The sequence below is a fragment of the Streptomyces sp. NPDC007205 genome (assembly GCF_040634095.1).
GTDB lineage: Bacteria > Actinomycetota > Actinomycetes > Streptomycetales > Streptomycetaceae > Streptomyces.
Genome location: NZ_JBEYEW010000013.1, coordinates 53,359 through 79,985, shown reverse-complemented (window position 1 = coordinate 79,985; position 26,627 = coordinate 53,359). Strand labels below are relative to the sequence as shown.

23 protein-coding genes and 1 pseudogene are annotated in these 26,627 nt (G+C 71.6%); 14 read left to right on the top strand and 10 right to left on the bottom strand.

Features of this window, described 5'->3' with window-relative positions; translation table 11 throughout:
• The first annotated feature begins 13 nt into the window (after positions 1 to 13).
• On the top strand, positions 14 to 1,639 hold the full coding sequence (locus tag ABZ624_RS22270) for a serine/threonine-protein kinase (protein WP_360091474.1): 1,626 nt from the start codon (positions 14 to 16) through the stop codon (positions 1,637 to 1,639).
• A gap of 18 nt (positions 1,640 to 1,657) precedes the next feature.
• On the opposite strand, the gene ABZ624_RS22265 is transcribed toward ABZ624_RS22270, so the two are convergent.
• Positions 1,658 to 2,464, bottom strand: coding sequence for an SGNH/GDSL hydrolase family protein (locus tag ABZ624_RS22265; RefSeq protein WP_360091471.1), 807 nt, complete (start codon positions 2,462 to 2,464; stop codon positions 1,658 to 1,660).
• Positions 2,465 to 2,635: 171 nt separating this feature from the next.
• Between ABZ624_RS22265 and ABZ624_RS22260 the strand changes: the two genes are divergently transcribed.
• The 5 genes from ABZ624_RS22260 to ABZ624_RS22240 all read left to right on the top strand — a co-directional run bounded on the left by ABZ624_RS22260 (position 2,636) and on the right by ABZ624_RS22240 (position 10,109).
• The gene (locus tag ABZ624_RS22260) at positions 2,636 to 3,160 is read left to right on the top strand and encodes a hypothetical protein (RefSeq protein ID WP_360091468.1); all 525 of its coding nucleotides are present in this window, start codon (positions 2,636 to 2,638) and stop codon (positions 3,158 to 3,160) included.
• A gap of 366 nt (positions 3,161 to 3,526) precedes the next feature.
• On the top strand, positions 3,527 to 4,348 hold the full coding sequence (locus tag ABZ624_RS22255; protein ID WP_360091465.1) for a glycosyltransferase family 2 protein: 822 nt from the start codon (positions 3,527 to 3,529) through the stop codon (positions 4,346 to 4,348).
• The gene (locus tag ABZ624_RS22250) at positions 4,345 to 5,424 is read left to right on the top strand and encodes a glycosyltransferase family 2 protein (RefSeq protein ID WP_360091462.1); all 1,080 of its coding nucleotides are present in this window, start codon (positions 4,345 to 4,347) and stop codon (positions 5,422 to 5,424) included. Before ABZ624_RS22255 ends, ABZ624_RS22250 begins: the two co-directional genes overlap by 4 nt.
• Positions 5,417 to 6,217, top strand: coding sequence for a polysaccharide deacetylase family protein (locus tag ABZ624_RS22245; protein ID WP_360091459.1), 801 nt, complete (start codon positions 5,417 to 5,419; stop codon positions 6,215 to 6,217). The genes ABZ624_RS22250 and ABZ624_RS22245 overlap by 8 nt, the downstream gene beginning before the upstream one ends.
• Entirely contained in the window at positions 6,210 to 10,109 is a 3,900-nt protein-coding gene (locus ABZ624_RS22240; protein ID WP_360091456.1) for a polysaccharide biosynthesis C-terminal domain-containing protein, read from the top strand. Before ABZ624_RS22245 ends, ABZ624_RS22240 begins: the two co-directional genes overlap by 8 nt.
• Before the next feature lie 28 nt (positions 10,110 to 10,137).
• Here ABZ624_RS22240 and ABZ624_RS22235 read toward each other — a convergent pair whose 3' ends face one another.
• A complete protein-coding gene (locus ABZ624_RS22235; RefSeq protein ID WP_360091453.1) occupies positions 10,138 to 11,556 on the bottom strand; it encodes a xylan 1,4-beta-xylosidase in 1,419 nt (472 codons plus the stop codon).
• A gap of 198 nt (positions 11,557 to 11,754) precedes the next feature.
• Here ABZ624_RS22235 and ABZ624_RS22230 point away from each other — a divergent pair, with 198 nt between their 5' ends.
• Both ABZ624_RS22230 and ABZ624_RS22225 read left to right on the top strand, forming a co-directional pair.
• Positions 11,755 to 12,849, top strand: a complete 1,095-nt coding sequence (locus tag ABZ624_RS22230; protein WP_360091450.1) for a DUF5925 domain-containing protein — start codon at positions 11,755 to 11,757, stop codon at positions 12,847 to 12,849.
• 15 nt (positions 12,850 to 12,864) lie between these two features.
• Positions 12,865 to 13,635 carry a DUF72 domain-containing protein gene (locus tag ABZ624_RS22225; RefSeq protein WP_360091448.1) on the top strand — a complete coding sequence of 257 codons (771 nt, stop codon included), beginning with the start codon at positions 12,865 to 12,867 and terminating at the stop codon, positions 13,633 to 13,635.
• Positions 13,636 to 13,648: 13 nt separating this feature from the next.
• Here ABZ624_RS22225 and ABZ624_RS22220 read toward each other — a convergent pair whose 3' ends face one another.
• Positions 13,649 to 14,020, bottom strand: coding sequence for a GntR family transcriptional regulator (locus tag ABZ624_RS22220; protein ID WP_360091446.1), 372 nt, complete (start codon positions 14,018 to 14,020; stop codon positions 13,649 to 13,651).
• A 71-nt stretch (positions 14,021 to 14,091) separates the two neighbouring features.
• Between ABZ624_RS22220 and ABZ624_RS22215 the strand changes: the two are divergent.
• Both ABZ624_RS22215 and ABZ624_RS22210 read left to right on the top strand, forming a co-directional pair.
• Positions 14,092 to 15,017, top strand: a pseudogene (locus ABZ624_RS22215) (GNAT family N-acetyltransferase).
• The gene (locus ABZ624_RS22210) at positions 14,998 to 15,498 is read left to right on the top strand and encodes a DUF402 domain-containing protein (protein ID WP_360091443.1); all 501 of its coding nucleotides are present in this window, start codon (positions 14,998 to 15,000) and stop codon (positions 15,496 to 15,498) included. The pseudogene ABZ624_RS22215 and the gene ABZ624_RS22210 overlap by 20 nt, the downstream one beginning before the upstream one ends.
• Positions 15,499 to 15,523: 25 nt before the next feature.
• Here ABZ624_RS22210 and ABZ624_RS22205 read toward each other — a convergent pair whose 3' ends face one another.
• Positions 15,524 to 16,159 carry a class I SAM-dependent methyltransferase gene (locus ABZ624_RS22205; protein ID WP_360091440.1) on the bottom strand — a complete coding sequence of 212 codons (636 nt, stop codon included), beginning with the start codon at positions 16,157 to 16,159 and terminating at the stop codon, positions 15,524 to 15,526.
• Positions 16,160 to 16,270: 111 nt separating this feature from the next.
• Between ABZ624_RS22205 and ABZ624_RS22200 the strand changes: the two genes are divergently transcribed.
• Positions 16,271 to 16,405 carry a hypothetical protein gene (locus tag ABZ624_RS22200; protein WP_360091437.1) on the top strand — a complete coding sequence of 45 codons (135 nt, stop codon included), beginning with the start codon at positions 16,271 to 16,273 and terminating at the stop codon, positions 16,403 to 16,405.
• A 12-nt stretch (positions 16,406 to 16,417) separates the two neighbouring features.
• On the opposite strand, the gene ABZ624_RS22195 is transcribed toward ABZ624_RS22200, so the two are convergent.
• The gene (locus tag ABZ624_RS22195; protein WP_360091434.1) at positions 16,418 to 16,876 is read right to left on the bottom strand and encodes a GNAT family N-acetyltransferase; all 459 of its coding nucleotides are present in this window, start codon (positions 16,874 to 16,876) and stop codon (positions 16,418 to 16,420) included.
• Positions 16,877 to 17,066: 190 nt separating this feature from the next.
• On the opposite strand from ABZ624_RS22195, the gene ABZ624_RS22190 reads away from it, so the two are divergent.
• Both ABZ624_RS22190 and ABZ624_RS22185 read left to right on the top strand, forming a co-directional pair.
• Positions 17,067 to 17,654, top strand: coding sequence for a hypothetical protein (locus ABZ624_RS22190; protein ID WP_360091431.1), 588 nt, complete (start codon positions 17,067 to 17,069; stop codon positions 17,652 to 17,654).
• A gap of 169 nt (positions 17,655 to 17,823) precedes the next feature.
• Positions 17,824 to 18,792: a lytic polysaccharide monooxygenase gene (locus ABZ624_RS22185; RefSeq protein WP_360091428.1), complete on the top strand. Its 969-nt coding sequence runs from the start codon at positions 17,824 to 17,826 to the stop codon at positions 18,790 to 18,792.
• 51 nt (positions 18,793 to 18,843) lie between these two features.
• Here ABZ624_RS22185 and ABZ624_RS22180 read toward each other — a convergent pair whose 3' ends face one another.
• Positions 18,844 to 19,710, bottom strand: a complete 867-nt coding sequence (locus ABZ624_RS22180; RefSeq protein WP_360091425.1) for an alpha/beta fold hydrolase — start codon at positions 19,708 to 19,710, stop codon at positions 18,844 to 18,846.
• A gap of 168 nt (positions 19,711 to 19,878) precedes the next feature.
• The gene (locus ABZ624_RS22175; protein WP_360091422.1) at positions 19,879 to 20,325 is read right to left on the bottom strand and encodes a MarR family transcriptional regulator; all 447 of its coding nucleotides are present in this window, start codon (positions 20,323 to 20,325) and stop codon (positions 19,879 to 19,881) included.
• Positions 20,326 to 20,412: 87 nt separating this feature from the next.
• Between ABZ624_RS22175 and ABZ624_RS22170 the strand changes: the two genes are divergently transcribed.
• Entirely contained in the window at positions 20,413 to 20,787 is a 375-nt protein-coding gene (locus ABZ624_RS22170) for a cupin domain-containing protein (protein ID WP_360091419.1), read from the top strand.
• Here ABZ624_RS22170 and ABZ624_RS22165 read toward each other — a convergent pair.
• The 3 genes from ABZ624_RS22165 to ABZ624_RS22155 all read right to left on the bottom strand — a co-directional run bounded on the left by ABZ624_RS22165 (position 20,765) and on the right by ABZ624_RS22155 (position 26,470).
• On the bottom strand, positions 20,765 to 21,778 hold the full coding sequence (locus ABZ624_RS22165) for a hypothetical protein (protein WP_360091416.1): 1,014 nt from the start codon (positions 21,776 to 21,778) through the stop codon (positions 20,765 to 20,767). The genes ABZ624_RS22170 and ABZ624_RS22165 overlap by 23 nt on opposite strands.
• Positions 21,775 to 25,197 carry a DNA polymerase III subunit alpha gene (locus ABZ624_RS22160; protein WP_360091413.1) on the bottom strand — a complete coding sequence of 1,141 codons (3,423 nt, stop codon included), beginning with the start codon at positions 25,195 to 25,197 and terminating at the stop codon, positions 21,775 to 21,777. Before ABZ624_RS22160 ends, ABZ624_RS22165 begins: the two co-directional genes overlap by 4 nt.
• A 190-nt stretch (positions 25,198 to 25,387) precedes the next feature.
• Entirely contained in the window at positions 25,388 to 26,470 is a 1,083-nt protein-coding gene (locus ABZ624_RS22155) for a S1 family peptidase (RefSeq protein WP_360091410.1), read from the bottom strand.
• Between the last annotated feature and the right edge of the window lie 157 nt (positions 26,471 to 26,627).

Here is a 26,627-nt window from a genome sequence, read left to right as displayed (position 1 = left end):
CTGGGGGGCGCCCGTGTCCGAAGACCCGGCCCGCGACCGTGTGATCGCGGGCCGCTACCGTCTGCTGTCCCCGCTCGGCGAGGGCGGCATGGGCACGGTGTGGCGCGCCCGGGACGAGGTGCTGCACCGCGAGGTGGCCGTCAAGGAGGTGCGGGCCCCGGCCGGGCTGCCGGCCTCCGACGTGGAGCGGATGTACGCGCGCCTGGAGCGCGAGGCGTGGGCGGCGGCGCGGGTCGCGCACCGCAATGTGGTCACGGTGTACGACGTGGCGCTGGAGGCCGGCCGGCCGTGGATCGTGATGGAGCTGGTGCGCGGCCTGTCGCTCGCCGACCAGTTGGAGGCGGAGGGCCCGCTGTCGCCGCAGCAGGCCGCGCACATCGGCGCCGAGGTGCTCGCCGCGCTGCGTGCTGCGCACGCCGCCGGGGTGCTGCACCGGGACGTGAAGCCGGCCAACGTGCTGCTCGCGAACGACGGCCGGGTGGTGCTGACCGACTTCGGGATCGCCTCGGTCGAGGGCAGCTCCGCGCTGACCATGACCGGCGAGGTGATCGGCTCGCCCGAATTCCTCGCGCCGGAGCGGGCGTTGGGGCGGACGCCGGGACCGGAGTCGGATCTGTGGTCCCTGGGGGTGCTGCTGTACGCGGCCGTGGAGGGCGTCTCGCCGTTCCGGTACGACAGCCCGCTGAGCACCCTGCGGGCCGTGGTGGAGGACGAGTTGCCGCCGCCGCGCCGGGCCGGTCCGCTCACCGGCGTCATCGAGGGGCTGCTGCGCAAGGATCCCGCCGAGCGGCCGGCCGCGGAGCGGGCGGAGGACGAGCTGCGGATCGTCGCGGCTGGGGGCGCCCCCGCTGGGGGAGGAACGCCCCGGAAGGCCCCGGTGCCGGTGCCGCCGTACAGCGCACCGACGACCGCGGGCCGGTACCAGGAGCCGTCCCCGCGGCCCTCCCCCGCTTCGCCGACCCGCCTGCCCGGCAGCACGACGTCCGAGGAGCCGGAACGCTCCCGGCGGACCGGTGCGGTGCTGGTGGCCGGGGTCCTCGCGGTTGTGCTCGCGCTGGCGGGACTGACGTACGCGCTGCTGAACCGCGACAAAGGCGGCGGTCAGGAAAGGGAGGGTGGCGGCCGGGCGAGCGGGAGCGCGCACGCGCCGGCCGCACACCGCAGCACCGACTCGGACACCGGGACGCCGTCGGCCCCGAGCGGCAGCACGTCGTCGGACAGCCGGCCGGCGCAGTCCGTGCGCGTCACCGTGGCCGGCACGCACACGACGTATTCCGGGAGCTGTCCGCCGCCGGCCGCGCAGACGCCCGCCTTCACGGCGACGTTCACGGTGGGGCGGGTGCCCGCGCAGGTGGAGTACCGGTGGGTGACGACGCGCGGGTCGGTGTCGGATCCCGGGTGGCGGACGCTGTCGTTCCCGGACGGCGGCGGGAAGAGCCGGCAGGTGCGGGTGACCCTGACGGTGCACTCCGGCGCCGGCACGACCGCGGACCAGGTCGGTGTGAAGGTGCGCGGTCCCGTGCAGACCACGTCGAACGCGGTCCCGTTCTCGGTGAGCTGTACGACGGCCACGGCGACGGAGACCCCGTCGGGCGGGGCCTCCGCTTCGGCGTCGGGCTCACCGGGGAGTTCACCCTGAGGGGTGAGCCCGTTCGGGTCACGCGTTGTTCGTGAACGCCGGCAGATAGCCGCCGGACTGGCCGGCCGCGGTGGGATGGTACGACTCGCCGATGTCGAGCCAGTTGACGCTGTGCAGCCAGGAGTCGCCGGAGCAGATCTCGTGGGTGGAGAAGGCGCTGCGGACGTCGCCGAAGGTGAAGCCGTGGGACTGGGCCCGCTTCTGGACGGCGGCGTCGATGTAGTCGGCCGCGCCGTTGATCGCGGACCGCTTGGTGTCGGAGAGCCCGAGGCAGGTCTGGCCGAGCAGGTAGAAGCGGGGGTAACCGAGCACGACCACCCGGGCGTTCGGGGCCTTGGCGCTGATCGCGTTGTAGACGGTGTCCAGCTTGCCGGGGAGCGTGGAGTCGACGTACGCCTTCGCGGTGTTGATCCGGTCCAGGCAGGCGCTGTCGGACTGGACCACACAGGTCGTCATGACGTCGGAGAACCCGGCGTCGTTGCCGCCGATGGTGAGGGACACCAGTGAGGTGGAGGAGTTCAGCGAGCCGAGCTGGTTCGCGAGGACGTCGTCCGTCGTGGCGCCCGAGCAGGCGTTGAAGGCGAACGAGGACGGGTTGTGGGCGGCGTTCCACAGGTAGGGGTACGCCTTGGTGCTGCGGTCGCAGCTGCCGCTGGAGCTGATGTAGCTGCCGGAGCCGACTCCTGAGGAGTAGGAGTCACCGAGGGCCACATAGCCGCCGGCCGCGGCCGTCGAGGACGCCTGCGCCGAGGCGGCCCCGGTGAGACCGAGGCCGGCGGCGAGGAGGAGCGAGGCAACGAATCCGGTAAGTCGGGAACGTCTCATGGAACCTCCCTTTAGCAGGATCTCTGCCACAACTGTCGTAGCAACTACGCGTGTTGACGGGAAGTGTCCATGCCAAGACTATTCGGGCCTCAACAGGATCAACGAGAAACATTCACGGCTCATCTATTGCGCGTCCCCACCATGGCCGTTGACGGTTCGACAATCGCCTGCTTGACGACCCCCCTCTGTCCGCGCCACAGTGAAGCCCGGCATCCGGCGCGTCGGGGGGCAAAGTCGCCAATGCAGACCTTAGGTATCAAGTCACCTTCATCAGACGGCGGCGCCGAGGACTCCGGTGCGACGCGGACCGGGCCGGGGAGGGCCCTGTCACCGCTGCTCGCGGGGGCGGCGACCGCCATCGGCGGTGTCGGCGCGCTGCTTGCGCTCGTCGACGCCTCCTCCGTACTGCGCGGCCCGTGCGCTCTGTTCTTCCTGCTCGCGGCACCGGCCCTGGCGCTCGCCGTGGCGTTGCGCGGGCTGGATCCGTTCGGCCGGGCGCTCTGCGCGCTTGCGGGCTCGGTCGTCGTCACCATGCTGGTTGCCCAAGGCATGCTCGCCGTTCACCGCTGGTCGGTCCGCGGCGGGGTGCTCGCCGTGGCAGCACTGAGCGTGCTGCTCCTGCTCGCGCTCCTGTTGCGGGAACGAATTTCCGGAAAACGTACACAAGGCCGACGAACACTGGCCAAAGTTGTGTAATGGTCAAACCAACAAAAACGTGAGGGACCCCTCAGGGGTTGCCTTTCGGGTTCAATCGTCAATACCGTCGTACATCTCACCCGCACCGGCACGTCGGCACACGGCTCCAGGGGAGGGCTCAGGGCCGCGGCGTCACCGGCGCGGGGCGCGGTAGGGGGGTGCCGTGCTCGGTGACCGCAACTGTGACCGAGTCGTGCCGCGCGACCGGCTGCCGTATTTCCCGGACAGACCGGCCAGCTTTGCCAGCTCATCGACCTGCACGGAGATCAATGCACCGTGCCGAAGATGAGAACCCCCCTTTCGAACCGGACACAGAGCCGGACCGCCCAGGGGCGGGCGGTCCACCGGACGAGAGGGAAAAGACCCATGAGTTCCGTGCTGCGCCCGCCGAGTTCGGGCCAAGATCCATTCATTGAGGCCCACTACCGGCCCATCTCCTCCCACCTGGCGATAACCCCGCCGGTGAGCGTCGTGATCCCCGCCATGAACGAGGCGGAGAATCTCCCCTACGTCTTCAAGACGCTCCCGGACTGGATACACGAAGTCGTTCTCGTGGACGGCAATTCCACGGACGACACGGTCGACGTGGCCCGTTCCCTGTGGCCGGACGTCAAGGTCGTCGGACAGCACGGCAGGGGCAAGGGGGATGCCCTGATCACCGGGTTCGAGGCGTGCAGCGGCGACATCATCGTGATGGTCGACGCGGACGGCTCGGCCGACGGCGGCGAGATCGTGTCGTATGTCTCCGCCCTGGTCTCCGGCGCCGACTTCGCCAAGGGCTCGCGCTTCGCCAACGGCGGCGGCACCGACGACATGACCTTCATCCGCAAGCTCGGCAACTGGGCGCTGTGCACCGTCGTCAACCGCAAGTTCGGCGCCCGCTACACCGATCTGTGCTACGGCTACAACGCGTTCTGGCGGCACTGCCTGGACAAGATCGACCTCGACTGCACCGGCTTCGAGGTCGAGACGCTGATGAACATCAGAGTGGTCAAGGCCGGTCTGAAGGTCCAGGAGATACCGAGCCACGAGTACCTCCGCATCCACGGCACCAGCAACCTGCGGGCCGTGCGCGACGGCATCCGGGTGCTGAAGGTGATCCTCAAGGAGCGCTCCAACCGGCGCGAGCTGCGCCGCCACGAACGCCACTCGCCGCTGCTCGACACGGTCGGGGGAGAGGTGTCTTGAGAGATCCCGGCATCTCCGTCGTGATCTGCGTGTACACCGAGGACCGCTGGGAGGACATCCTCGCGGCGGTCTCCTCGGTGCGCGCGCAGTCGTATCCGGCGCTGGAGACGCTCCTGGTCGTGGACCACAACCCGGCCCTGAAGGACCGGCTGGAGCGCGAGTACAAGGAGACCGGGGCCGTCCGGGTGCTGCCCAACGCGGGCCCGCGCGGCCTGTCCGCCGGCCGCAACACCGGCATCGCCGCCTCCCACGGCGAGGTCATCGCCTTCCTGGACGACGACGCCGTGGCCGAACGCGACTGGCTGCGCCGCTTCGCCGAGGGGTACGCCGACCCGCGCGTGATGGCGGTCGGCGGCCGTACGGTGCCGGTCTGGGCGTCGGGCCGGCGGCCGGCGTGGTTCCCGCAGGAGTTCGACTGGGTGGTCGGCTGCACCTACAAAGGGCTGCCACCGGGCCGGGTCCAGGTCCGTAACGTCCTCGGAGGAAACGCTTCCTTCCGGCGGACGGCCTTCGAGGCGGCGGGCGGCTTCGCCACCGGCATCGGCCGCGACGGCGACCGCCGCCCGCTGGGCTGCGAGGAGACGGAGCTGTGCATCCGCCTCAGCCGGGCCCGCCCCGACGCCGTGCTGCTCATCGACGACCGGGCGGTGATCCACCACAGGGTGCCCGCACCCCGCGAGCACTTCGCCTACTTCCGCACCCGCACCTACGCCGAGGGCCTGTCCAAGGCCCTGGTGGCGAAGAGCGTCGGCGCGGACAAGGGCCTGGAGTCCGAACGCCGGTACACCACCCGGGTACTGCCCGCCGGGGTCGCCCGCGGCCTGCGCGACGCCCTGCTGGCCCGCCCCGGCGGCGCGGGGCGCGCGGGCGCGATCATCGCGGGCGTACTGAGCGCCGCCGGCGGCTACGCGGTGGGCACCTTGCGGGCACGGCGGGGCGGTACGAGGTTCTCGGCGACGCCGGTCCCGGTGGCGCCGGCCTCGGTGGCGTCGGTCCCGGAGCCGTCGGCCTCGGTGGCGTCGGCCTCGGTGGCGTCGGTCCCGGAGGCGTCGGCCTCGGGAGGTAGCGATGAGTGACACGCCCGTACCGATCCTCATGTACCACTCCGTCGCCACCGCGCCCAACGACGCCACCCGCGCCCTGTCCGTCGCGCCCGCGGCGTTCGCCGAGCAGATGGCGCTCATCGGCGACCTGGGCCTGACCCCGGTCACCACCGCCGCCCTCGCGGCCCGCTGGCGTTCCGGCCGCCCGCTGCCCGCACGGCCGGTGCTGATCACCTTCGACGACGGTTACGAGGGCGTGCACCGGCACGCGCTGCCCGTTCTCGCCAAGCACGGCTTCCCGGCCACGCTGTTCGTGTCCACCGGCTGGGTCAGGGGCGCCTACGACACCGGGGGCGGCCTGGACACCATGCTCGACTGGCCGCAGGTGCGTGAACTCTCGGACGCCGGCGTCGAGATCGGCGGGCACAGCCACACCCACCCGCAGCTCGACCAGCTCGACGACGAAGCGCTGCGCACGGAGCTGAACCGCTGCACGGAGATCGTCACGGACGAACTCGGCGCACGGCCGGTGTCCTTCGCCTACCCCTACGGATACTCCGACCGCAGGGTCCGCGGGGCCGTGCGCGCGGGCGGATACGCCCAGGCGCTCGCCGTCGGCAACGCCCTCGCCCGCCGCCGTCAGGGGCCGTACGCGCTCCAGCGGGTCACCGTCCGGCGCGGCACCGGCGTGGAGGAGTTCGAGCGGCTGCTCCACGGCCGTGCCGTCACCCGCACCTTCGCCAGGGACCGCGCCCTCACCAAGGGGTACGCCCTCGTCCGCAGAGCCCGCCAGGTCCGCCGGAAGGCCATCCGTTCCCGTGTCTGACACGACCACCACGACCGAGGCCGCGACGACCGCCGCCGAGGCGCCCGGGAAGTCCGGGCGCCGCCTCCGGCTGCCCGGGACGGGCCGGTCCGCCGGCGGCAGCCCGCTGTTCCGCAACGCCTACGCGCTGATGCTCAACACCGGCATCTCCGCCGTGCTCGGCCTCGGCTTCTGGCTGGCCGCGGCCCGCTACTACTCCGAGGACGCGGTCGGGCAGGGCTCGGCCGCCATCGCCGCGATGAAGTTCCTCGCCGGACTGACCGCGGTGACCCTGACCGGCGCCCTGGCCCGCTTCATCCCGGTCGCCGGGAGGCACACCGGCAAGGTCATCTTCCGTACGTACGCGGGCAGTTCGCTGCTGGTGGCGCTCGCGGGGGGCGTCTTCCTACTGACCCTGGACACCTGGGGGCCGTCGTACCGGTTCCTGCACGGGACGGTCAACGGGCTCGGCTTCGTCCTGGCCGTCGTCGCCTGGAACGTGCTCACCCTGCAGGACGGCGTGCTGACCGGGCTGCGCACCGCGACCTGGGTGCCGGTGGGCAACACCGTGTTCTCGGCGGTGAAGCTGGCCCTGCTCGTCGCGTTCGCCGTCGCCCTCCCGACCACCGGTGTCTTCGTCTCCTGGGTGGCCGCGATCGCCACCTCGGCGGTGCCGCTGGGCTGGCTGGTGTTCCGGCGGCTGGTGCCCCGGCACATCAAGGCGACCGAGGACCACACCAAGCCGCCGGCGCTGAAGCAGGTCGGACGGTTCCTGGCCGGTGACTACACCGGCTCGCTGTTCTCGCTCGCCGTGATCTACCTCGTCCCGGTGATCGTCGCCGCGCAGGTCAGCTCCGCGGAGAACGCCTACTTCTACATCGCCGCCACCATCGGCGGTACGACGGACCTGCTCGCCATCAACATGGGCGCGTCCCTCACGGTCGAGGGCTCACACGACCCGGGGCGCCTGGCCGCCCACACCCGGGCCGCACTGAAGCGGATGGCCCGGATCATGCTGCCGATCGCGGCCCTGTGGATCATCGGCGCGCCCTGGATCCTCGGCGTGTTCGGCGAGGGCTACGCGGGCGCGGCGACCCCGCTGCTGCGCTGGCTCGCGGTCGGCTCGGTGCTGCGGGTCGTGATCGAGACGTACTTCGCGGTGCTGCGGGCGCGCAGCCGCACCGCCGGACTCGCCTGGCTGCAGGGCCTGTTGTGCGTGCTGGCGCTGGGCCTGACCCTGCTGCTCCTGCCCCGGATGGGGCTGACCGGCGCGGGCGTCGCCGAAGCCGCCAGCCTCGCGGTGATCGCGGCGATCGCCGCACCGAAGCTCCGGAAGACGATCCGGACCGCGCCCGCCGCCGTACCCGACACGGTGGCCCCCGACGGGGACCTCGCCGACCTGGGCACCCCCGAGATCCCGGCGTCCTCGCCGGCGCGCCGGCACAGCCCGGGCTGGGCGCTGGACTCCGACACCCTGGCCCTGGGCATCCATGTCGACTTCGACCATGTGGAACGCCGGCCGGACGTCCGCCCGGGGCCCGGCACACCGCCCGCCGGTACGCCGGTGCCTCCGGTGGGGCCTCCGGCCGGGGCTGCGGTGGGGCCTCCCGTCGGGTTTCCGGTGCGGCTTACCGTCGGGCTTCCGGTGGGGGTTCCGGTGGGGCTTCCAGTGGAGGAGAGAGGGCCCGGCAGCGAGGCGTCGCTGGGCCCGGCCGAGGCCGAACTGCTGCGGGAGGCGGAGGTGGCGGAGGTGGACGCGCCGTTCACGGAGGAGGAACGGGAGGCGTCCTTCGACAAGCCCGCCCAGTCCGCCCCCGACGCCGCCGTACCGGACGAGACCGTCGCCGAGGAGCCCGTGCCCGAAGAGCCCCCGGTACCCGTCCCGCTGCGGCAGCGGCTGCTGCCCACCCGCTCCGGTGTCGTCCTCGGCTGTCTGCTGATCGCCGCGCTGCTGCTGTACTGGGTGCCCGCGCTGCGGCTCGGCGAGGCCGATCTGAACCGGATGGGCGGCCTCGGGCTGATCTCGGTGCTGCCGCCGCCGACCCTCGTCGGAGCGGCTCTGCTGGTCACCGTCTTCGCCGCGCTGCTCTGGCTGCGCCGCGAGCACCGGGCGCTGCTGCTGCTCACGCTGGTGGCGACGGTCATCTCGCTGCACGCGCTGCCCGCCGTGATCGAGACCGAGCCGCGGTTCCCGACGGCCTGGCAGCACCTCGGGTTCCTCGACTACATCGACCGCACCGGGTCCGCCGTACCGGACCTGGACGCCCGCTGGAGCTGGCCGGGCTTCTTCGCGGTGGCCGCGTTCGTCGGCCGGACCTGCGGGGTCACCGACTTCACCGAGGTCATCCGCTGGTGGCCGACCGCCATCCAACTCGCCTGTCTGGCACCGCTGTTCCTGCTCACCCGGTCGCTGCGGGCGAGCTGGCGGGCGAAGTGGACCGGTGTCTGGCTGTTCGTGCTGTGCGGCTGGGTCGGCCAGGACTACTTCTCACCGCAGGGCTTCACCTATCTGCTGTACCTGATGTTCGTGGCCATCCTGCTGGTCTGGTTCCGCCCGCCGCGCGTGATCTGGACGAGGTTCCGTCCGGGCGAGGCGGAGGTGGAGCCGGTGGACCGGCGCACTCGGGCGGTCCTGCTCCTGGTGCTGATCGGTCTGTACGCGGTGAGTGTCCCCGCACACCAGCTCACCCCGTTCGTCATGCTCGGTGTGCTCGCGGCCCTCGTCCTGCTCGGCCGGTCCGAACTGCGCGGTCTGCCGCTGCTCTTCGCCGTGCTGGTCGCGGTGTGGGTCGGCTTCATGGCCGAGCCGTACTGGTCGGGGCACTTCAACGACCTGTTCGGCGGCGTCGGCGGAGTCGGCAGCAATGTCTCGACCTCCGTCTCCGGCCGGATCCGGGGCGGCAGTTCGACGCACAAGCTGGTGCTGTACACCCGGGTGCTGCTGGCGGGCTCAGTGATGGCGTTCGCCTGCTGGGGCTGGTGGCGCCGCCGCTTGCACCGCTACCGCGAACGCTCCCTGCTGGTGCTGACCTTCGTGCCGTTCCTGGGCTTCGGCATGCAGTCGTACGGCGGCGAGATGGCGCTGCGCGTGTTCATGTTCGCGGTGCCCGGCGCCGCCCTGCTGGGCGCCCTGGCCCTTTTCCCGCGCACCGGCGCGACGGCCGAGGAGCGCGAGAAGGACCGGGTCAGCCTCGCCCCGCCGGCCGCGCTGCTGGCCGGGCTGCTGCTGATGGGCGGCTTCCTGGTGGCCCGCTGGGGCAACGAGCCGTTCGAGCGGGTCCGGCCCGGCGAGGTAGCGGCCATGAACTGGGTGTACGCCCACGACAAGCCGACGGTACGGCTGCTGTGGCTCACCCAGGACACGGTCAACGACGTGACTCCGGCGATGCCGTGGGGCGCGCGGGACATGGAGCGGGTGAACTATGTGCCGACGCTCGCACCGACCGACCCGGTGCTGGTGTCGGGCCTGGTCAAGGCGCTCAAGGACGCCGGCCCGCACTCGTATCTGATGATCAACCGCAGTCAGGTGACCTATCTCCAGCTGGACGCGGGCTACTCCGCAGCCTGGGAACCCCGGCTGATCAAGAACCTGGACGACCGGCAGGAGCTGACGAAGGTCCTGGTCAACGACGACGTCACCGTGTTCGCCCTGCGCAGGCAGCCGGCGGGCCCGGTGCCGAAGCCGCACCCGGGCCCGGTCGGGCCGCAGGTGACCTGGACCCCGTGGTCGGTGGTCGGCGCGCTGTCCGCCGTCGTCCTCGTCCTGCTGCTGGCCGCGCGGGAGGTCGTACGGGTCGCGGTCCGGCCCGGTGTGCGCCAGGCGCGGGTGCTGCAGGGCACGTTCTGGTTCTCGCTGCCGCTGCTGGCGGTGGTGCTGGCCTCGCTGGTGCAGCGGTTCCTGACCATGAAGTGAGGCGTGCTCGTGAGGGGAGCCCGGTCGTTCAGCGGTCGAGCCACTTCACCTCGTACGGCCCCATGTCGAACCGTTTGCCGTCGACCTGGGCGCCGATCGTCCGGTTCAGCGTGTTGACCACCAGGACCGTCCTGCTGCTCGCGAGGACACGGACGTCGGGGAGGACGTCCTGCGCGACGGACACGTTCTCGTACCGCGTCCCCGGCGGGAACGCCTTGGCGAACCGGGACACCAGGTCGTACATGGGCAGGGCCCTGCCCCCGCCGGCGCCGGCGGTGGGGGTCCACAGACAGCCCGCGCAGCCGGTGCCCGTCCTGTCCTCCGGGTTCCAGTAGAAGCCGGAGCCGGCGCCGCCCCTGACCATGGCGATCATCCCGGTGGCCTGGACGGCGACGCGGTGCGGCTCGGACCAGCCCTTGCGGTCGTCGTTGCCGTCGCCGGGCTCGACGTAGTACTCGGCCCACCACAGCGGGAGGTCGCGGGTCTGCCGCCGCACCCACGCGCTGACCGCCGTGAGCTTGTCGGTGGCCGTGAACTCGTCGGGCAGCAGCTCGTCGTCGCGGGTGTAACTGGAGCCGTCGACCACCGTGAAGTCGGCGCCCGCCTTGTGCGCGTTCCAGTACGAGAAGGCGTCGAGCACCCGCCGGTCCATGGCGCCCCAGGGCCCCTTCAGCGCGCCGGCGGCGTTCTGGTCACGCGGATCGACGCTGTCCATCACCAGATACGGGCCGCCGACCATGATGTCCTTGTCGACCTTCTTCAGCGCCTTGTACACGAGGTTGTACATCCTGGTGTACCCCTCGTAGTCCCAGCGGGACTTGGCGTCGTTCCAGAAGCCCTTGAACTCGTTCCAGACGATGAAGTGCTTCACGTCCGGGTAACGCCGGGCGACGGTGGCGGCGAGGTCGGCGAAGTCCTGGTAGTGGCCGGGGGTGGGGGCGGTCTCCAGGGCGGCCTGGCTCCAGTCGGTGTTGTCGACCCCGGCCTTGCCGCCCTTCATCCAGTCCGGGGAGCAGCACAGGGTGATCACCGGGGTGCCGCCGGAGGCCCGCACGAAGTCGATACGGCGGTCCAGCGCGCCGAAGTCGTAGTGCCCCTCGACCGGTTCGGGGTTGTCGGCGCCCCAGCCCATGATGTGCTGGTTCTGCGCCAGCCCACGGCTCCCGCCGAGCAGTTGCCGCACGCGCGAGGTGGCGGCCGGGTCACCCTCGTCGGCGCTGTACCGGGTGTGGGTGAAGCCCCAGCCGACATACGGCTCGGGTTTCGTGCGGGGCGTGGCAGGCGTGCCGTGCACCTTGTCGCCGTCGCGTGTGGTGCCCGCGGTGCCGGCCCCGCCGGACAGCGTGCCGAACAGGGTCACCGCGAGGGCCAGCACGGTCGCGCCGACCCCGAGCAGAGCGGTGAGCCGCCACCGCCGAGCATCCGAATTCCACCCATGACGTGCCATCGGGGACAACAGTAACGGCGGAACGCGCGCCTCGGGCAGGCCTTGGGGATACGCGCCCCAAAGGGGCGCGGGGCTGTGTCGACATGCGGCTCCGCCGCCTGGGCGCGACAAGCCACGGACGACGCGCGGCCGGCGAACAACGCTTCCGCCGCAGTGAAATGCCGTGCGCGCAGCACGCCCGTGCCGGATCATGGCCCCATGTCTGCGAACCCACACGACGCTCTGCCGATCCGGCTCCACGTCGACGACTCCGACTCGCCGTCCGACGTCGTCGACGCGCTGTTCCTCGGCCGCTTCGCGACGGGCGAGCAGCCGTACTCGCACGCGGTGAACATCGACCGCGTCCGCTCCGGCGTGACCCTGCTGCCCGACGGCGCCCGGGTACTGCGGGTCGCCCGCGACGACGACCGCAGCGCCACCCTCGCCGAGGGCGACGGCTGGACCCTGCTGGTCTCCCGCTGGAACCGCGGCGCGGACGTCACGGTCACCGCGACCAGTGCCGAACTGGCCGAGCGGGTCCTCGACCAGGCCACGGACGGCGCCGCCGACGAGCCGGAACCCCAGCCCGAGAACGTGGCGATGGGCTTCTGGTACGTCTCCCCGAGGCGTGGCCCGCACCGCACCACCCGCCAGATCTCGGCGGGCACCTGGGACGAGGTGCGGCCCAACTACACGGCGCCGGTGGCGGACGCGATGGACCGCCTGATGAAGACGACGCCGGAGGACATCGCCGGACGGCTGCTCCTGCTGCACGGCCCGCCCGGCACCGGCAAGACGTCCGCCCTGCGCACCCTGGCCCGCTCCTGGCGCGACTGGTGCCAGGTGGACTGTGTCCTGGACCCGGAGCGGCTCTTCTCGGACGTCGGCTATCTGATGGACATCGCGATCGGCGAGGAGGACTCGGCGGGCAAGGCCCGCTGGCGCCTGCTCCTCCTGGAGGACTGCGACGAGCTGATCCGCGGCGAGGCCAAGCACACGGCCGGCCAGGCCCTGTCCCGGCTGCTGAACCTCACCGACGGCCTGCTCGGCCAGGGCCGCAACGTCCTGGTCGGCGTGACGACCAACGAGGACCTGGAGCGCCTGCACCCGGCCGTGGTCCGCCCCGGCCGCTGCCTGGCCCGTATCGAGGTGGGCCCGCTGACCCGCCGCGAGGCGGTGAAGTGGCTGGGCACCGAGGAGGGCGTCGGCCGGGAGGGGGCGACGCTGGCCGAGCTGTACGCGCTGCGCCGGGGCACGTCCCCGACATCGGTGCCGGGGGCGCGGGACGGCACGGACGCGGGCCTGTACCTGTAGTGCTTTGATGGTGCTGTGACCTTGTTCGTCGGCACCTCCGGGTGGCAGTACAAGGACTGGCGGGACCTCGTCTATCCGGCCGGGGTCCCGGCACGGCTGTGGCTGGAGGAGTACACGCGGCTGTTCGCCACAGTGGAGATCAACAACGCGTTCTACCGACTCCCGTCGTACGAGACCTTCACCGCCTGGCGCCACCGCGTCCCCGCGGACTTCGTGGTGGCGGTCAAGGCCAGCCGCTACCTCACCCACATCAAACGCCTGAAGGACCCCGGGGAACCGGTCCACCGCCTGATGAGCCACGCGGCGGGCCTCGGCGACCGTCTGGGCCCGGTCCTCCTCCAGCTCCCGCCCACCCTGCGCGTGGACCCTTCCCTCCTGGACGCCTGCCTGGCCTGCTTCCCGCCCGGTACGCGGGTCGCGGTGGAACCCCGCCACGACTCGTGGTGGACGCCCGAGGTGCGCGAGGTACTGTCGGCCCGGGGCGCGGCCCTGTGCTGGGCGGACGTCCTGGCCCGCCCGGTCACCCCGCTGTGGCGCACCGCCGACTGGGGCTACGTCCGCTTCCACCAGGGCCGGGCCCGGCCCTGGCCCCACTACGGCCGCCGCTCCCTGGAGACCTGGGTGGACCGCATCGCGACGACATGGGCGGACGGGCAGGACGTGTACGCGTACTTCAACAATGATCCGGGCGGGGCGGCGGTGGCGGATGCGGTGACGTTCGGCAGGGCAGCGGGCAGGGCGGGGCTGACGGTGACCAGAACACCGGAGCCGATGTCACGCCGGTGACATGCCGAACCCCTCAGCCCTCCCCGTAAGCCGCCCGCAGGGCATCCCGCACGGCGGCCAACGCCTCCGACTCCCCCAACCCCAGCCTCCGCACCCGCTCCACGTACGCCTGAGCGGCCAAGGAAGCCTCACGTTCCGCGGCCGAGCCGGCGGCAGCCACAAACGTGCCGTTGCGCCCCCGTGTCTCGATCACCCCGTCGTTCTCCAGCGCCCGGTACGCCTTGGCCACGGTGTTCACGGCGAGGCCCAGGGACTCGGCCAGCCCCCGCACGGTGGGCAGCCGGTACCCCACCGGCAGCGCCCCGGACCGTGCCTGCTCGGAGATCTGCGCCCGCACCTGCTCGTACGGGGGCGCACTGTCATCGATGCGGATCTTCAGGCTCACACGGTGATTGTCCCGTACCCGCCGGAAAATGAGAGGCATCCCCCGTCCCCCTCCGTCTACCGTGCCTGCTCATGACAGTGATCGTGCGCGACCTCCGCCCCGACGCGCCGACCGACACCGAGGGCTTCGCCCGGGTCCGCCGGCTGGCCCTTCCGTACATCTCACCTCGGACTCGATCCGCCACGACGCCCTCCGCATGCCGCCCGGGGCCCGCTACCGTCCGCTGGTCGCGGAGGAGGACGGCGAGGTGATCGGCACGGCTCAGGTGCACCTGGCCCATGACAGCACCGAGCCGGGCCAGGGCCTGCTGAACATCTACGTCCGGCCGGACCGGACCGGTCGCGGCGCCGGCCGGCTCCTGCTGCGGGCGGCCGAGGAGTACCTCACCGCCCAGGGCGCGACCCGGCTGCTCGGCTGGGTCCTCGACGAACCGGCCAACCGCGCCTTCGCCGAACGGCACGGCTATCGCGGCAGCCGGTCCGCCCACTTCCTCCGCCTCGACCTGGCGGGCTCCGCCCTCCCGCCCCTCCCGGAAACCCCGCCGGGCGTCGAACTGCGTACGGCCGCGGACTTCGCGGACGATCCACGCCCGCTGTTCGAGCTGGACGCGGAGACGATGCGGGACGAACCGGGTGACGTCGGCTACGAGTTCTCCGACTACGAGGCCTGGATCGAGCAGCACTGGAAGCATCCGCTGCTGGACCGCGACCTGACGGTGGCCGCGTGCGTCGGGGGCCGTCCTGTCGCCTTCAGCGTGGCCTATACCGACGGTGGCACCAGGTACGCCACCGCGATGACCGGCACCGCGCGGTCCCACCGGGGACGCGGCCTGGCCAAGCTCACCAAGACCCACTCCCTGTACCGGGCCCGGGAAACCGGCGTCACCGAGGCGTTCACGGGCAACGACGCCGGGAACGCCCCGATGATCGCGATCAACAAATGGCTCGGATACGAATTCTGCGCGACGGAGGTGCGCCATGTCCGTGAACTCGGCTGACACAGCGGCAGGGTTGGAGGTCGTCCTGGTCAAGGCCGGCCGGACGAAGATCCGTTATCCGGCCGAGCTGCTCCAGGACGACGGCACCCGGATCGCCGTACGGGCGCCCTGGGCGGGCTCCGGCGTCCGCGACTTCGGCTTCGTCCGCTTCGAACCCGGGGACGTCTTCACCGAGTACTACTGGCGTGACCGCTGGTACTCGGTGAAGGAGGTCCGCGCCGCGGACGGCACGGTGAAGGGCTGGTACTGCGACATCACCCGGCCGGCGGTCCGCGACGACGGCGAACTGGTCGTGGAGGACCTCGACCTGGACCTGTGGCGCTCCGCCGACGGCACGGACGTACGGCGCCTGGACGAGGACGAGTTCGCCGAGAGCGGGCTGGCGGAGAGGGACCCCGAGGCCGCGTCCGCCGCCGTGGCCGCCCTCGGGGAACTGGAGACACTGGCCCGCACCGGTGGCTTCGCGGAGCTGCTGTCCTGACGCCCTCGGCCCCGCCGGCCCGGTGTCACACGGTGGCCACCACCGCGTACCGCTCGTCGTCCACGGCCCTCCCCCACAACAGAGGGTCGTCGGACAGCCGCTCCACGCGTATGCCGGAGCTCAGCGGTGTCACGAGCGCGGTGAGCCGGCCGGCGGGTATGCCGACGGGGTGGAGGGTGCCCCAGACGCCCTCGACCAGCACGAAACGGCCTCCGGGCCGCAGCAGGTCCCGCCAGTGCCGCAGCACCAGGTCGGGTTCCGGCAGCGTCCAGAGCACATGGCGCACGAGGACGACATCGAAGCGCTGCTCCCCCACCGGCGGAGCCGCCGCCTCCCCGCGCAGGACCGCCGCGTCGTGCCCGGCGAGCTTGGCGCGGGCCCGCTCGACCATCGCCGGGGAGGAGTCCACACCCGTCACCCGGTGTCCCTGCTCGGCCGCGAGGAGCGACAGGCTCCCGGTGCCGCAGCCGAGGTCGAGGATGTCGGCGGGGCGCTCCGGCAGCCAGGAGCGGAGCCGGTCCGCCCAGGCCGCACGTACTTCGGGGTCGCGCAGACCGTGGTCCGGCTCGTCGTCGAAGCAGGCCGCCCCGGCATCCCAGTCCACATTCCATTCCGCTTCACGGGTACCCGCCGCCACCATGTGCCTGGTCTCATTCGTCATGCGCCAAGAGTGACACCCGCCACTGACAACCCGGCTCCGATGAGGAACTCTCCCCGAAAGCGTCTACCTCCGTGACAACGCGAGAGTCGGTAGGCACTGAAGGAGGCAGCCATGCGCCGCGCAACCGTGCACAAGCCCCTGAAGAAGACGGACAGCCGCCGGATCCGCGAAGAGGCGGAGGAGCGCCCCGCGGGGCGTCCCGAGGTGCGCAAGGACATCGCACGCACCTGGTGGCCCGACGGCTGACCCGCCAGGGCGTCAGTCCAGCCGCTTGCGGTAGTGAATCCGGTCGTACGGCCCGTCCACGCGGCGTTCCACGACCTCGTATCCGTACTTCGGATAGATCTTCTGGTTCTCCCACATCAACGCGTTCGTGTAGAGCCTGATCTCACCGAGCCCCAGCTCACGCGCGTGTGCGTCGACGAAGTGCAGCAGCCGCCGTCCGACGCCCGTGCCGTGGGCGTCGGGGTGTACGGCGATGCTGTCCAGGAAGAGATGACCGCCGAACGCCTCGATCACGACCAGCCCGGCCACGGGCTCCCCGGTGACGAACACCTTGCCGCCGGCCACGTTCGCCGCGTGGTCCGCCTCCATGGGCTGCGGCACCACGCCGATGCGCTCGATGTAGTGCCGATAGGCCGCGTCCGTCACCGCCTTGACGGCCGGCACATCGTCGGCGACAGCCGGCCGGACGCGCTCCGGATTCCTGTGGATCATGGACGCACGCTACCTGCCTGAGCGCAGTCCGAGTACCCCGCGTGTCCGACACGCGTAAGCCTCAAGAGGCCGGCGTGCTCCCCCCTGAGAGGGAGCTGAATTGCGTCCCCAGAGCGATCCGCCACGGTCCGCGAGCTGCGATCTTCGATGCCGAACGGGCCGCCGGGCCCGCCGGATCGAGGAGACATACGTGTCCCGCACAGTCGCTCGCTCGCAGTGGGGTATCGGACGGATCCGCACTGCGTGGAAGACCGCACATGAACCGGTGCCCCGTGTGTCGGTACGGACGCGGCGGCTCGCGTACGCCGTACCGCTGGTCGTGCTGCCGTCCAGCGTCTGGCGGCTGCCGGCCATGTTCGACAGCGGGATAAGCGCCGGCGAGCGGTTGTACATCCCGATGCTGTCGCTGGTGTCCGAACTGCTGGCGTTCACGGCGATCGGGCTGATTGCGCGATGGGGCGAGATGTTCCCGAGGTGGCTGCCCAAACTGCGCGGCCGCAGTGTGCCAGTGTGGGTCGCGGTCGTGCCGGCGGCGGTGGGTGCGACGGTGCTGACAGCGGTGTTCTCGCTACTGTCTCCCCTCACGACGTTCATGGGGAAGACCATCCGCGGCGACGCACTCCCGCCCGACGCGCCCGGGCAGGGCACCGGGCTCGCGAGCCTGTGGTTCTACTCCTGCTACGCGCCGCTGGTGCTGTGGGGCCCGCTGCTGGCGGTGCTGACAGTGGCGTACTGGCGCCGCCGGCGCGGGGGTCGCGTGGCAGCGGCTGCTGGCTGATGTCCCAGCGTTGCCCTCTTCCTGAGCGCTCGGTTAGTCCGGCCTTAACGGCACCATAAGAATCCCCTCCACCCGCCTCCAGCAGGCGATTCCACGGTTTCTTGGGGCTAGCTTCGGATCGCCCCCACGGGATCCAGCCCCACCGAAGGGCCGTTTCGAGGAGTTCCGCATGTCCGCTCGTGCCCGCCGCACGGCCGCCGTCGTCGCCATGCTCGGTCTGCCGCCGCTCGCCCTGACCGCGCTCGCCGCCGCTCCCGCGTCCGCGCACGGTTCGATGGGCGACCCGGTCAGCCGTGTCTCGCAGTGCTACGCGGAGGGGCCGGAGAGTCCGAAGTCGGCCGCGTGCAGGGCGGCGGTGGCGGCCGGCGGCGCGCAGGCGCTGTACGACTGGAACGGCATCCGGATCGGCGACGCCGCAGGACAGCACCGGAAGCTGATCCCGGACGGCAAGCTGTGCAGCGCGAACAGCGCGGAGTTCAAGGGCCTCGATCTGGCACGTGCCGACTGGCCCGCCACCGGCGTGCACAGCGGGTCGTACACCTTCAAGTACCGGGTGACCGCCCCGCACAAGGGCACATTCAAGGTGTATCTGACCAAGCAGGGGTACGACCCCGCGAAGCCGCTGTCCTGGTCCGAACTGGATCTGCGACACCCGGTGCCCACGGTCACCGACCCGGTCGCCTCGGGTGGTTTCTACACGTTTTCCGGCGCGCTTCCCGAGCGGTCCGGCCGACAGCTGCTGTACGCGGTCTGGCAGCGCTCGGACAGTCCGGAGGCGTTCTACTCCTGCTCGGACGTGGACTTCGGTGGCGGCAATACGGGCGGCTCCAAGACGGGTTCCGGTCCCGCTCCTGCGGCCTCCGCGCCCTCCGAGCAGCAGATCGCGGACGGTGCCGACAGGTCGACGATGGGGCACCACGGTCACGGCGGCGACGACACGGCCACCCCCGCCCAGCGGCCCACCACCGTGTCCAACGCGCCGAAGGCGGCCGGTGCTTCGGACGGCCTCGCGCAGACCGGTGCCTCCTCCGGCACCTCGTACGTCGCGATCGGCGGCGCCGCGGCGCTGGCGCTCGGTTCGGCGGCGCTGTTCCTGTCGGTGCGGCGGCGCGCGGCGGGTGGCGCGCACCGCCGGTGAGGGTTCCGGGGTCTGTCCGGCGGCTCAGGTCGGACAGACCCCGGCGGCACGTCAGCTGAGGGCCGACGCGCAGGTGGTGGCGGTGGCGTGGGCCGGGTCGAGCGCGTTGGCCACCTCATGGAAGGCGATGCGGTCGAACAGGCCGATCGCGACGTGCTCGGAGAGGTCGAGCGGGCACAGGTCCTGGAGCAGGACGTTGTGGACGTCCGAGCCGCTCAGGTACTGGCTCCGCCAGGGGGTGGCCACCTCGTCGTACTTGGTGGCGATGACCGTGTAGTGGACTCCGGGGACGGTGTCGCCGCCCGTGTTGAGCTTGGTGAGGAAGCCGGAGCCGGGGATCTGGTCGGCGAGGCCGGGGGTGGTGGCCTTGATCAGGTCCCCGGCGCCGGGGAAGTACGGCAGCAGGCCGGTGAGGCCGCTCAGGGTGGCGCCGTGGTTGTCCGGGGCCAGGCCGACGAGGGCGTTCACCTTGCCGGCTCCGCCGAGGAACTTCAGGTAGTAGCGGGGCATCATGCCGCCCTGGGAGTGGCCGACGAGGTCGGCCTTGGCGGCGCCGGTCGCTGCGAGCACCTTGTCGACGTAGGCGGACAGCTGCTCGGCCGACTTGTCGATGGGGCCGAGGCCGTGGAAGAGGGGGACTCCGGTCAGTTGGCCGTAGTCGAGGGAGAAGACGCAGTATCCGCGGTCCTTCAGATACGGGGCGAGGGACAGCCAGTTGTCGACCGAGTTGCCGAGGGTGCCGTGGACCAGGACGACCGGACGGGGATGGGCGGTGGAGGGTTTGCAGGAGAAGTCGTTCCAGCCCCTGCTGGGAGCGGCGTCGGCGGCGTGGGCGGTGGCGGCCGGAACGGCGGCGACAGCGGCGGCGGCGAGGAGCAGCGCGGTAAGGGGTCTGAGCACACGCTTCCAGGGCAGCATCGTGTGATCTCCTTGCGGCTCAAGGGAGGTGGGGGCCTAACCCTGTGATCCGGATCACGAGGATGCTGTTCACTTGTCAAGTTACGGGCGAGTAGCGCCAGTGAGAAGTTACGCGTCAGTAAAAACTTCCAGTGGTAACCAGCACCCCATGGGAACCCTGACGGATCATCACCAGACAGGCCGGATCGGACCATACGGAGCGATCCGCGCCAAACTCGCCCCCAACGCACGCACTTCACTCTCACCCAGCAGGCCGGCCCAGACCCCGACCGCCTCAGCCGCAGCCGCCTCCGCCGCCCGCGTGCAGGCCCACCCCCGCTCGGTCAGCACGATCAGCCGGGCCCGCGCGTCCTCGGGATGCGGCCGGCGTTCGGCGTAGCCCTTGCGTACGATCTCGTCCACCAGCTGGCTCGCCGCCTGCTTGGTCACCCCGAGATGCGTGGCCAGGTCGGTGACGGTCGCGCCGTCCGGGGCCAGCCGCGCGAAGGCGAAGCCGTGGGCGGGCCGCAGGTCGGTGAAACCACGGGCGGCCACCCCGTCATGAATGCGCTGCGTGAGGTCACCCGCGACGGCGAGCAGGGCGGCGGACAGGGCCATGGCTTCGGAGTTCTGCACGGAGGCATTGAAACACCCTTGACGATTCGGTCAAGCAGCTTGACCATATAGACAAGCAGCTTGACTACCTGAACGGAGATCACCGCCATGCCCGTTGTCCGCTCGTCCGAGGCCACGACTCATGAGATCCACGGCGCCCGTTTCGTCTCGTACGCCACCCCGCTCACCGGCAGCAAGGAGCTGTGCGCCTGGCGCGGCGAGATCCCGGCCGGCACCCGGGCGCCCGCCCACACCGTCAACCGGGAGGAGGTGTTCCATCTGCTCGTCGGCGAGCTGCTGATGACCCTCGACGGTCAGACCGAGCGGGTCTCGGCGGGCGACACCGTGATCGTCAACCCCGGTGCGACCCTGACCGTCGAGAACCCCACCGACCACACCGCGATCTCCTGGGTCACCACCTCCATCGGCCTGGAGGCACGGCTCGCCGACGGCACCCGTATCACGCCGCCCTGGGCCAACTGACCGACGTGGAGCCGCCGCCGCGCCCCAGCGCCCCCGGCATCACCGCCCTCGGTCCGAACTTCGCCCGCGCGCGGTCCGCGACCTCCTCGATACGGCGGACCTTCTCGTCCACGGGGTCGAAGGTGAGCTGGTGGGAGGCCTGGTCGGCGGAGGCCAGGTCCTCGGCGCGCAGGGTGAGCGCGCGGACCCGGGCGCGCTGCAGGCCGAGCGCCTCGTACATGCCGTAGGCCGTCTTCGTCAGGGCCGCGGAGTGCGCGGTCGGCTCCTTCAGGGTGCGGCTGCGGACGGTTGCGGAGCGGTCGGCGTAGCGCACGGTGAGGGTCAGGGTGCGGCAGATCTTCCGCACCGCGCGCAGCCGGGCGCCCAGTTCCTCGGCGGCGGACAGCAGCGCCCTGCGGTGCCGGCCGGGGTCCAGCTCGTCGAGGCCGAAGGCGCGCTCCGTCGCCAGCGACCGCGAGACGGCGTTCGGCACGACCCGGCCCCGGTCGACGCCGCTCGCCTTCTCGCGCAGCTCGCGGCCGGCCTTGGCGCCGATCAGCCGCTGGAGCGTGGACAGCGGCGCGGCGGCGACCAGGCCCAGGGTGTCCAGGCCGTACTCGCTCAGGGTGCGGGCGGTCGCCGCGCCGACGCCGGGCAGCGCGGACACCGGCCGCCCGGCGAGGAAGGCGGCGATGCCGTCCGGGTCCTCGGGCACGGCACACGTCACCCCGGGCCGGGCGCCCTGCAGCGCCACGCGGGCCAGCATCGGGCCCGGACCGGCGCCGATCGCGCAGTCGACGCCGTACCGCGCGAGGGCGCGCACCCGGATCACCGAGGCCAGCTCCACCGCGCTGCGTCCGAAGTACCGCTCGGCGCCGCGCAGATCGGCCAGCGCCCCGTCCGGGGGCAGCGCCTCGACGTCCGGGGTGAAGTCCTCCAGCAACCCGAGCAGTCCCGGCAGGGCTGCCTCGTACATCGGCGGCAGCTGGAAACGTACGCAGAGAATGGTCATCCCGCACTCCCCGGACTCTGGTGCCACAACTTCCGTATCGCCGAAGGCCCTTGTGCGGCCTCCTGGCCCGCGGGCCGCAGATCGGCCCACGGATGCATCTCGTATCCGGTCGGCAGCTGGATCCGCCGGCCGCCGGTCGGGTCACCGCCGGCGGCCTCGGCCGCCGGCTCCGCGAGCCGCGCCGCCACCTCGTCGAGGCCGCCCTCGGCGCGCAGTTCCACCAGCTCGGCGAGGTTCCAGGCGGCGGAACCCACCACGCTCAGGCTGCGCGGACCTCGCCGCTGCACCACGCCGCGCACCAGCAGCAGCCACGAGTGGAAGACGGTGTGCGCGCAGGCGTCGTGCGAGTCGTCGAAGAACGCCAGATCGACCAGGCCCGTGCCGTCGTCCAGCGTGGAGAAGATGACCCGCTTGCCGGAGCGGATCGGCGGGGTCTGGGTGGCCGCCTTGGCGCCCGCGACCAGCACGGTCTCGCCGTGCCGCAGCTCGCGCAGCCGACGCGCGGAGATCACGCCCAGCTCCTTGAGGAACTCCCGGTGGTCGTCCATCAGATTGCGCGAGGCGTCCATGGACAGCACCCCCAGTTCGGCACTGAGCCGCTCCGCCGACGTCAGATCCGGCAGCCCGGCCGAGGCGGTCTTCCGTCCACCCGCCAAGGGGAGCTGCCCGCCACCGCTCCGGGCACCCCGGTGCAGCTCGGTCAGATGCAGCTGCAGATCCCGCCGGTTGGCACCGAAGGCGTCCAGCGCCCCCACCTGGGCGAGCCTCTGCGCCAGTGGACGGCTGGGCCGCGCCCGCTCCCAGAAGTCCACCAGTGAGGAGTACGGCTGCCCGTCCGCGATCCGCCCGGCCTCGGCCTCGCTGATGCCGTGCACATCGGAGAGGGCGAGCCGCAGCCCCCATACCCCAGAGTTGTCGGACACCAGTTCGATACGGTGGGCGACCCCGGAAACGTTCACGTCCAACGGCAGGATCGGCACCCCGCGCCGCCGCGCATCGGCCAGCAGCAGCCGCTTCGGATACATCCCGGGATCGTGCGTGAGCAGCCCGGCGTAGAAAGCGGCCGGGTGATGCGCCTTCAGCCAGGCCGACTGGTACGTCGGCACGGCGAACGCGACCGCATGGGCCTTGCAGAACCCGTAGGACCCGAACGCCTCCACGATCTCCCAGGTCCGCCGGATCGTTTCCGCGCTGTACCCCCGAGCCGTCGCGGTCTGCGCGAACCACACCTTGATCCGCCCCTGCGACTCCGGGTCGGACAAGCCGCGCCGCACCCGGTCGGCCTCGCCCCGCCCGCAGCCGGTCATGACGGCGACGATGTCGATGACCTGCTCGTGGAAGACGACGACCCCGTAGGTCCCCTTCAGCGACTCCTCCAGGTCCGGGTGCGGGTAACGCACCGGCGCCCGGCCGTGCCGCGCCTCGATGAACGGCCGCACCATGTCGGCGGCGACGGGCCCGGGCCGGAACAGCGAGATGTCGACGACCAGGTCGTGGAACGTACTCGGCTGCAGCCGTCCCACCAGATCCCGCTGCCCCGGCGACTCGATCTGGAAGCACCCCAGTGTCTCGGTGGACCGGATCAGCCGATACGTCTCCGGGTCCCCCGCCGGCACCGCGTCCAGATCGATCCGCTCCCCGGTCACCCGCTCCACCTCGGCGACCGCGTGCGCCATGGCCGACTGCATCCGCACACCCAGCACATCGAGCTTGAGCAGCCCGAGATCCTCCACGTCCTCCTTGTCGAACTGCGACATCGGCAGCCCCTCACCGCTGGTCGGCACCACCGGCGTACGGGCGAGGAGCGAGGCGTCGGACAGCAGCACCCCGCACGGATGCATGGCGACTCCGCGCGGCAGGGCGTCGAGCGCCTCGACCAGCTCCCACAGCCTGCCGTACCGCTTCCCCTCCCCCGCGAGCCGCTTCAGCTCGGGCAGCTCCGCCAGCGCGGCCCGCGCGTCCCGGGCCCGGATGTGCGGAAAGGACTTGGCCACCCGGTCGATCTCAGCCGGGTCCATGGACAGGGCGGCGCCCACATCCCGGATGGCGTGCCGCACCCGGTAGGTCTCCGGCATGGACACGGTCGCGACCCGCTCGGTGCCGAAGCGGCCGATGATCGCCCGGTAGACCTCCAGCCGGCGCGCGGACTCCACATCGATGTCGATGTCCGGCAGCACGACGCGCTCCTTGGACAGGAAGCGCTCCATCAGCAACCCGTGCTCGACCGGATCGGCGTGCGCGATCCCCAGAAGATGGTTGACGAGGGAGCCTGCGCCGGAACCACGAGCGGCCACCCGGATCCCCATCTTCCGCACGTCGTCGACCACTTGGGCGACCGTCAGGAAGTAGGAGGCGAACCCGTGGTGGGCGATGATGTCCAGCTCGTGGTGCATCCGCTCCCAGTACGCGCGCTTCCCGCCGTACCCGAGCCGCACCATCCCCGCCACCGCCCGCGAGGCGAGGGCCCGCTGGGCGGTACGCCGCCCGGCGCCCACCAGATGCGCCTCGGGAAAGTGCACGGTCCCGACGCCGAGATCCCCCTCGGGGTCGACCCGGCACTCCTCGGCCGTGGCCAGGGTCTGCTCCATCAGCCGCAGCGCGGTGTCCCGCCGGTACCCGGCAGCCTCCACCACCCGCTCGGCGACCCCCGCCATCGCCCGCGCGTCCTTCAGCCACGCCTCCCCGGAGTCCAGCTCCCCGCGCGGGTCGACCGGAACCAGCCGGCGGGCGGCATCCAGCACATCGGCGACCGGCCCCGCCCCGGGATCGGCATACCGGACGGCGTTGCTGAGCACCGGCCGCACCCCCTGCTCGGCGGCGAACCCGAGGGCACGGGCGGCCAGCCGCAGGGACCCGGGCCCCGTACCCGTACGCCCGTGCCACACGGCCTCCAGCCGCAGCGCGTCGCCGTAGACCTCACGCCACGCCCGGAGAAGCTTCGCGGCCCGGTCGGGACGCCCTGCAGCGAGGGACCGCCCCACATCCGAGCCGGGCCCGAGCAGTACGGTCAGGCCGTCACCGTGGTTGTCCGGCCAGGACAGCCCGGGCACGCCCTCACCCGCATGCGCCGCTGTGATGATCCGGCACAGGTCGGCCCACCCTCGGCCGTCCCGGGCGAGGAAGGTCACACGAGGAGCCGACTCGTCGACGAAGGCCCCACCCCGCACCGGCACCTTCCGCCGCCCACCCCGTACGCCCTCGGCCCCGGCCACTGCCAGATTCACCCCGAAGACCGGACGCACCCCCACCCCGGCACAGGCCTTGGCGAAGCGCACCGCGCCGGCGACGGTGTCACGGTCGGTGAGCGCGAGGGCGTCCATCCCCCGCTCCGAGGCGCGCTCGGCCAGCCGCTCCGGATGGGATGCCCCATATCTCAGGGAGAACCCGGAGACGGTGTGCAGATGCGCGAAGCCCGGCACACGCACCTCCCGCACTCGCGAGCCCCGAACAGCTCTCGAACATCAGTTCCCTACTTCCACCTCCACCATACCCCCATTCCCGAACATGTGTACGACACCGCTGAGAGCGCCCCTCACCTGCGCAAACAGACCGCGAGCCCCGCCCCCACACCGGGGACGGGGCTCCAGGGACGCGGTGCGGTCGAACGCGTCAGCCGATCTTCGCTCCGGTGGCGGACAGCGCGGCGGTGACCGGCTGGAAGAACGTCTCCCCGCCGGAGGTGCAGTCACCGCTGCCCCCGGAGGTCAGCCCGATGGCGTTGCTCCCCGAGAACAGCGAGCCGCCGCTGTCACCGGGCTCGGCGCACACATCGGTCTGGATGAGACCGCTGACGCTGCCCTCCTGGTAGTTCACCGTGGCGTTCAGCCCGGTGACCGTACCGTCGTGCACATGGGTCGTCGACCCACTGCGCGTCACCTTCATCCCGACCGTCGCCTCGGCGGCGCCGGTGATCTTCTGCGTGGACCCGTTGTACAGGTCGACCTCGCTCGGGTGGTCCGTCTGCGACGTGTACTTCACCAGGCCGAAGTCGGTCCCCGGGAAGTGGGACTCCGCGTTCTGCCCGATCTCCTTGCCGCTGGAGTCGGCCCAGCTGGAGATCTCCGCGGTGCAGTGCCCGGCGGTCAGGAAGTACGGCTGCCCGTCCTTGACCACGTTGAAGCCGAGCGAGCAGCGCCCGCCCGACCCGCTGATCGCGTCACCACCGGCGATGAAGGGCTTGAACTCACCCTTCGACCGCTTCAGCTCGGCCTTGCCGCCGAGTCCGTCGACCACCTTGCTCAGCTTGGCCCACTGCGCGCCGGAGACCGTCTTGTCGGCGGTGACGACGACCTTGTTGCTGACCGGGTCGGTCGCCCACGACGTCCCCGCAATGGTCGCGTCCTTCTCCAGTGTCGTCCGTGCGCCGTCGAGTGCGGCCGGCGAGTTGGTGACGAGTCTCGCCTTGGCCCCGGCCGCCTCGACGGCCTTTGCGGCGTCCTGGTCGAGCACATTGACGACGAGACTCCTGGCCTGGGCGTCGTAGTAGCTGCCGGCGGCGCCGGAGCCGAGGTTCTTCAGCAGCGTCGAGGCGAGGTTTCCGGCCGCCGGAGCGGACAGAACCCGTAGCTGCGGAGCGGACTTCACAGGCTCGCTGGCGTTCGCATTCTGCAAGGTGACACCCGCGGCGACCAGTGCGGCGATTCCCGCCCCGGCCAGAGCGGCCCGCCGCCCGGTTATGCGTCGGTGCTTCAACTCACGTCCTCCTGTGGGGGGTAGGCCCGCGAGTTGTGGGGACTCGACGGACCGGAAGGCTGGTTGACGAGCGACTACTCTTCCGAACGGCGCAGGGAGCACACAAGGTTGACTTCAGGACGCGCGCGCAGGGGGGTTGCACACCCCCCATAAGTTT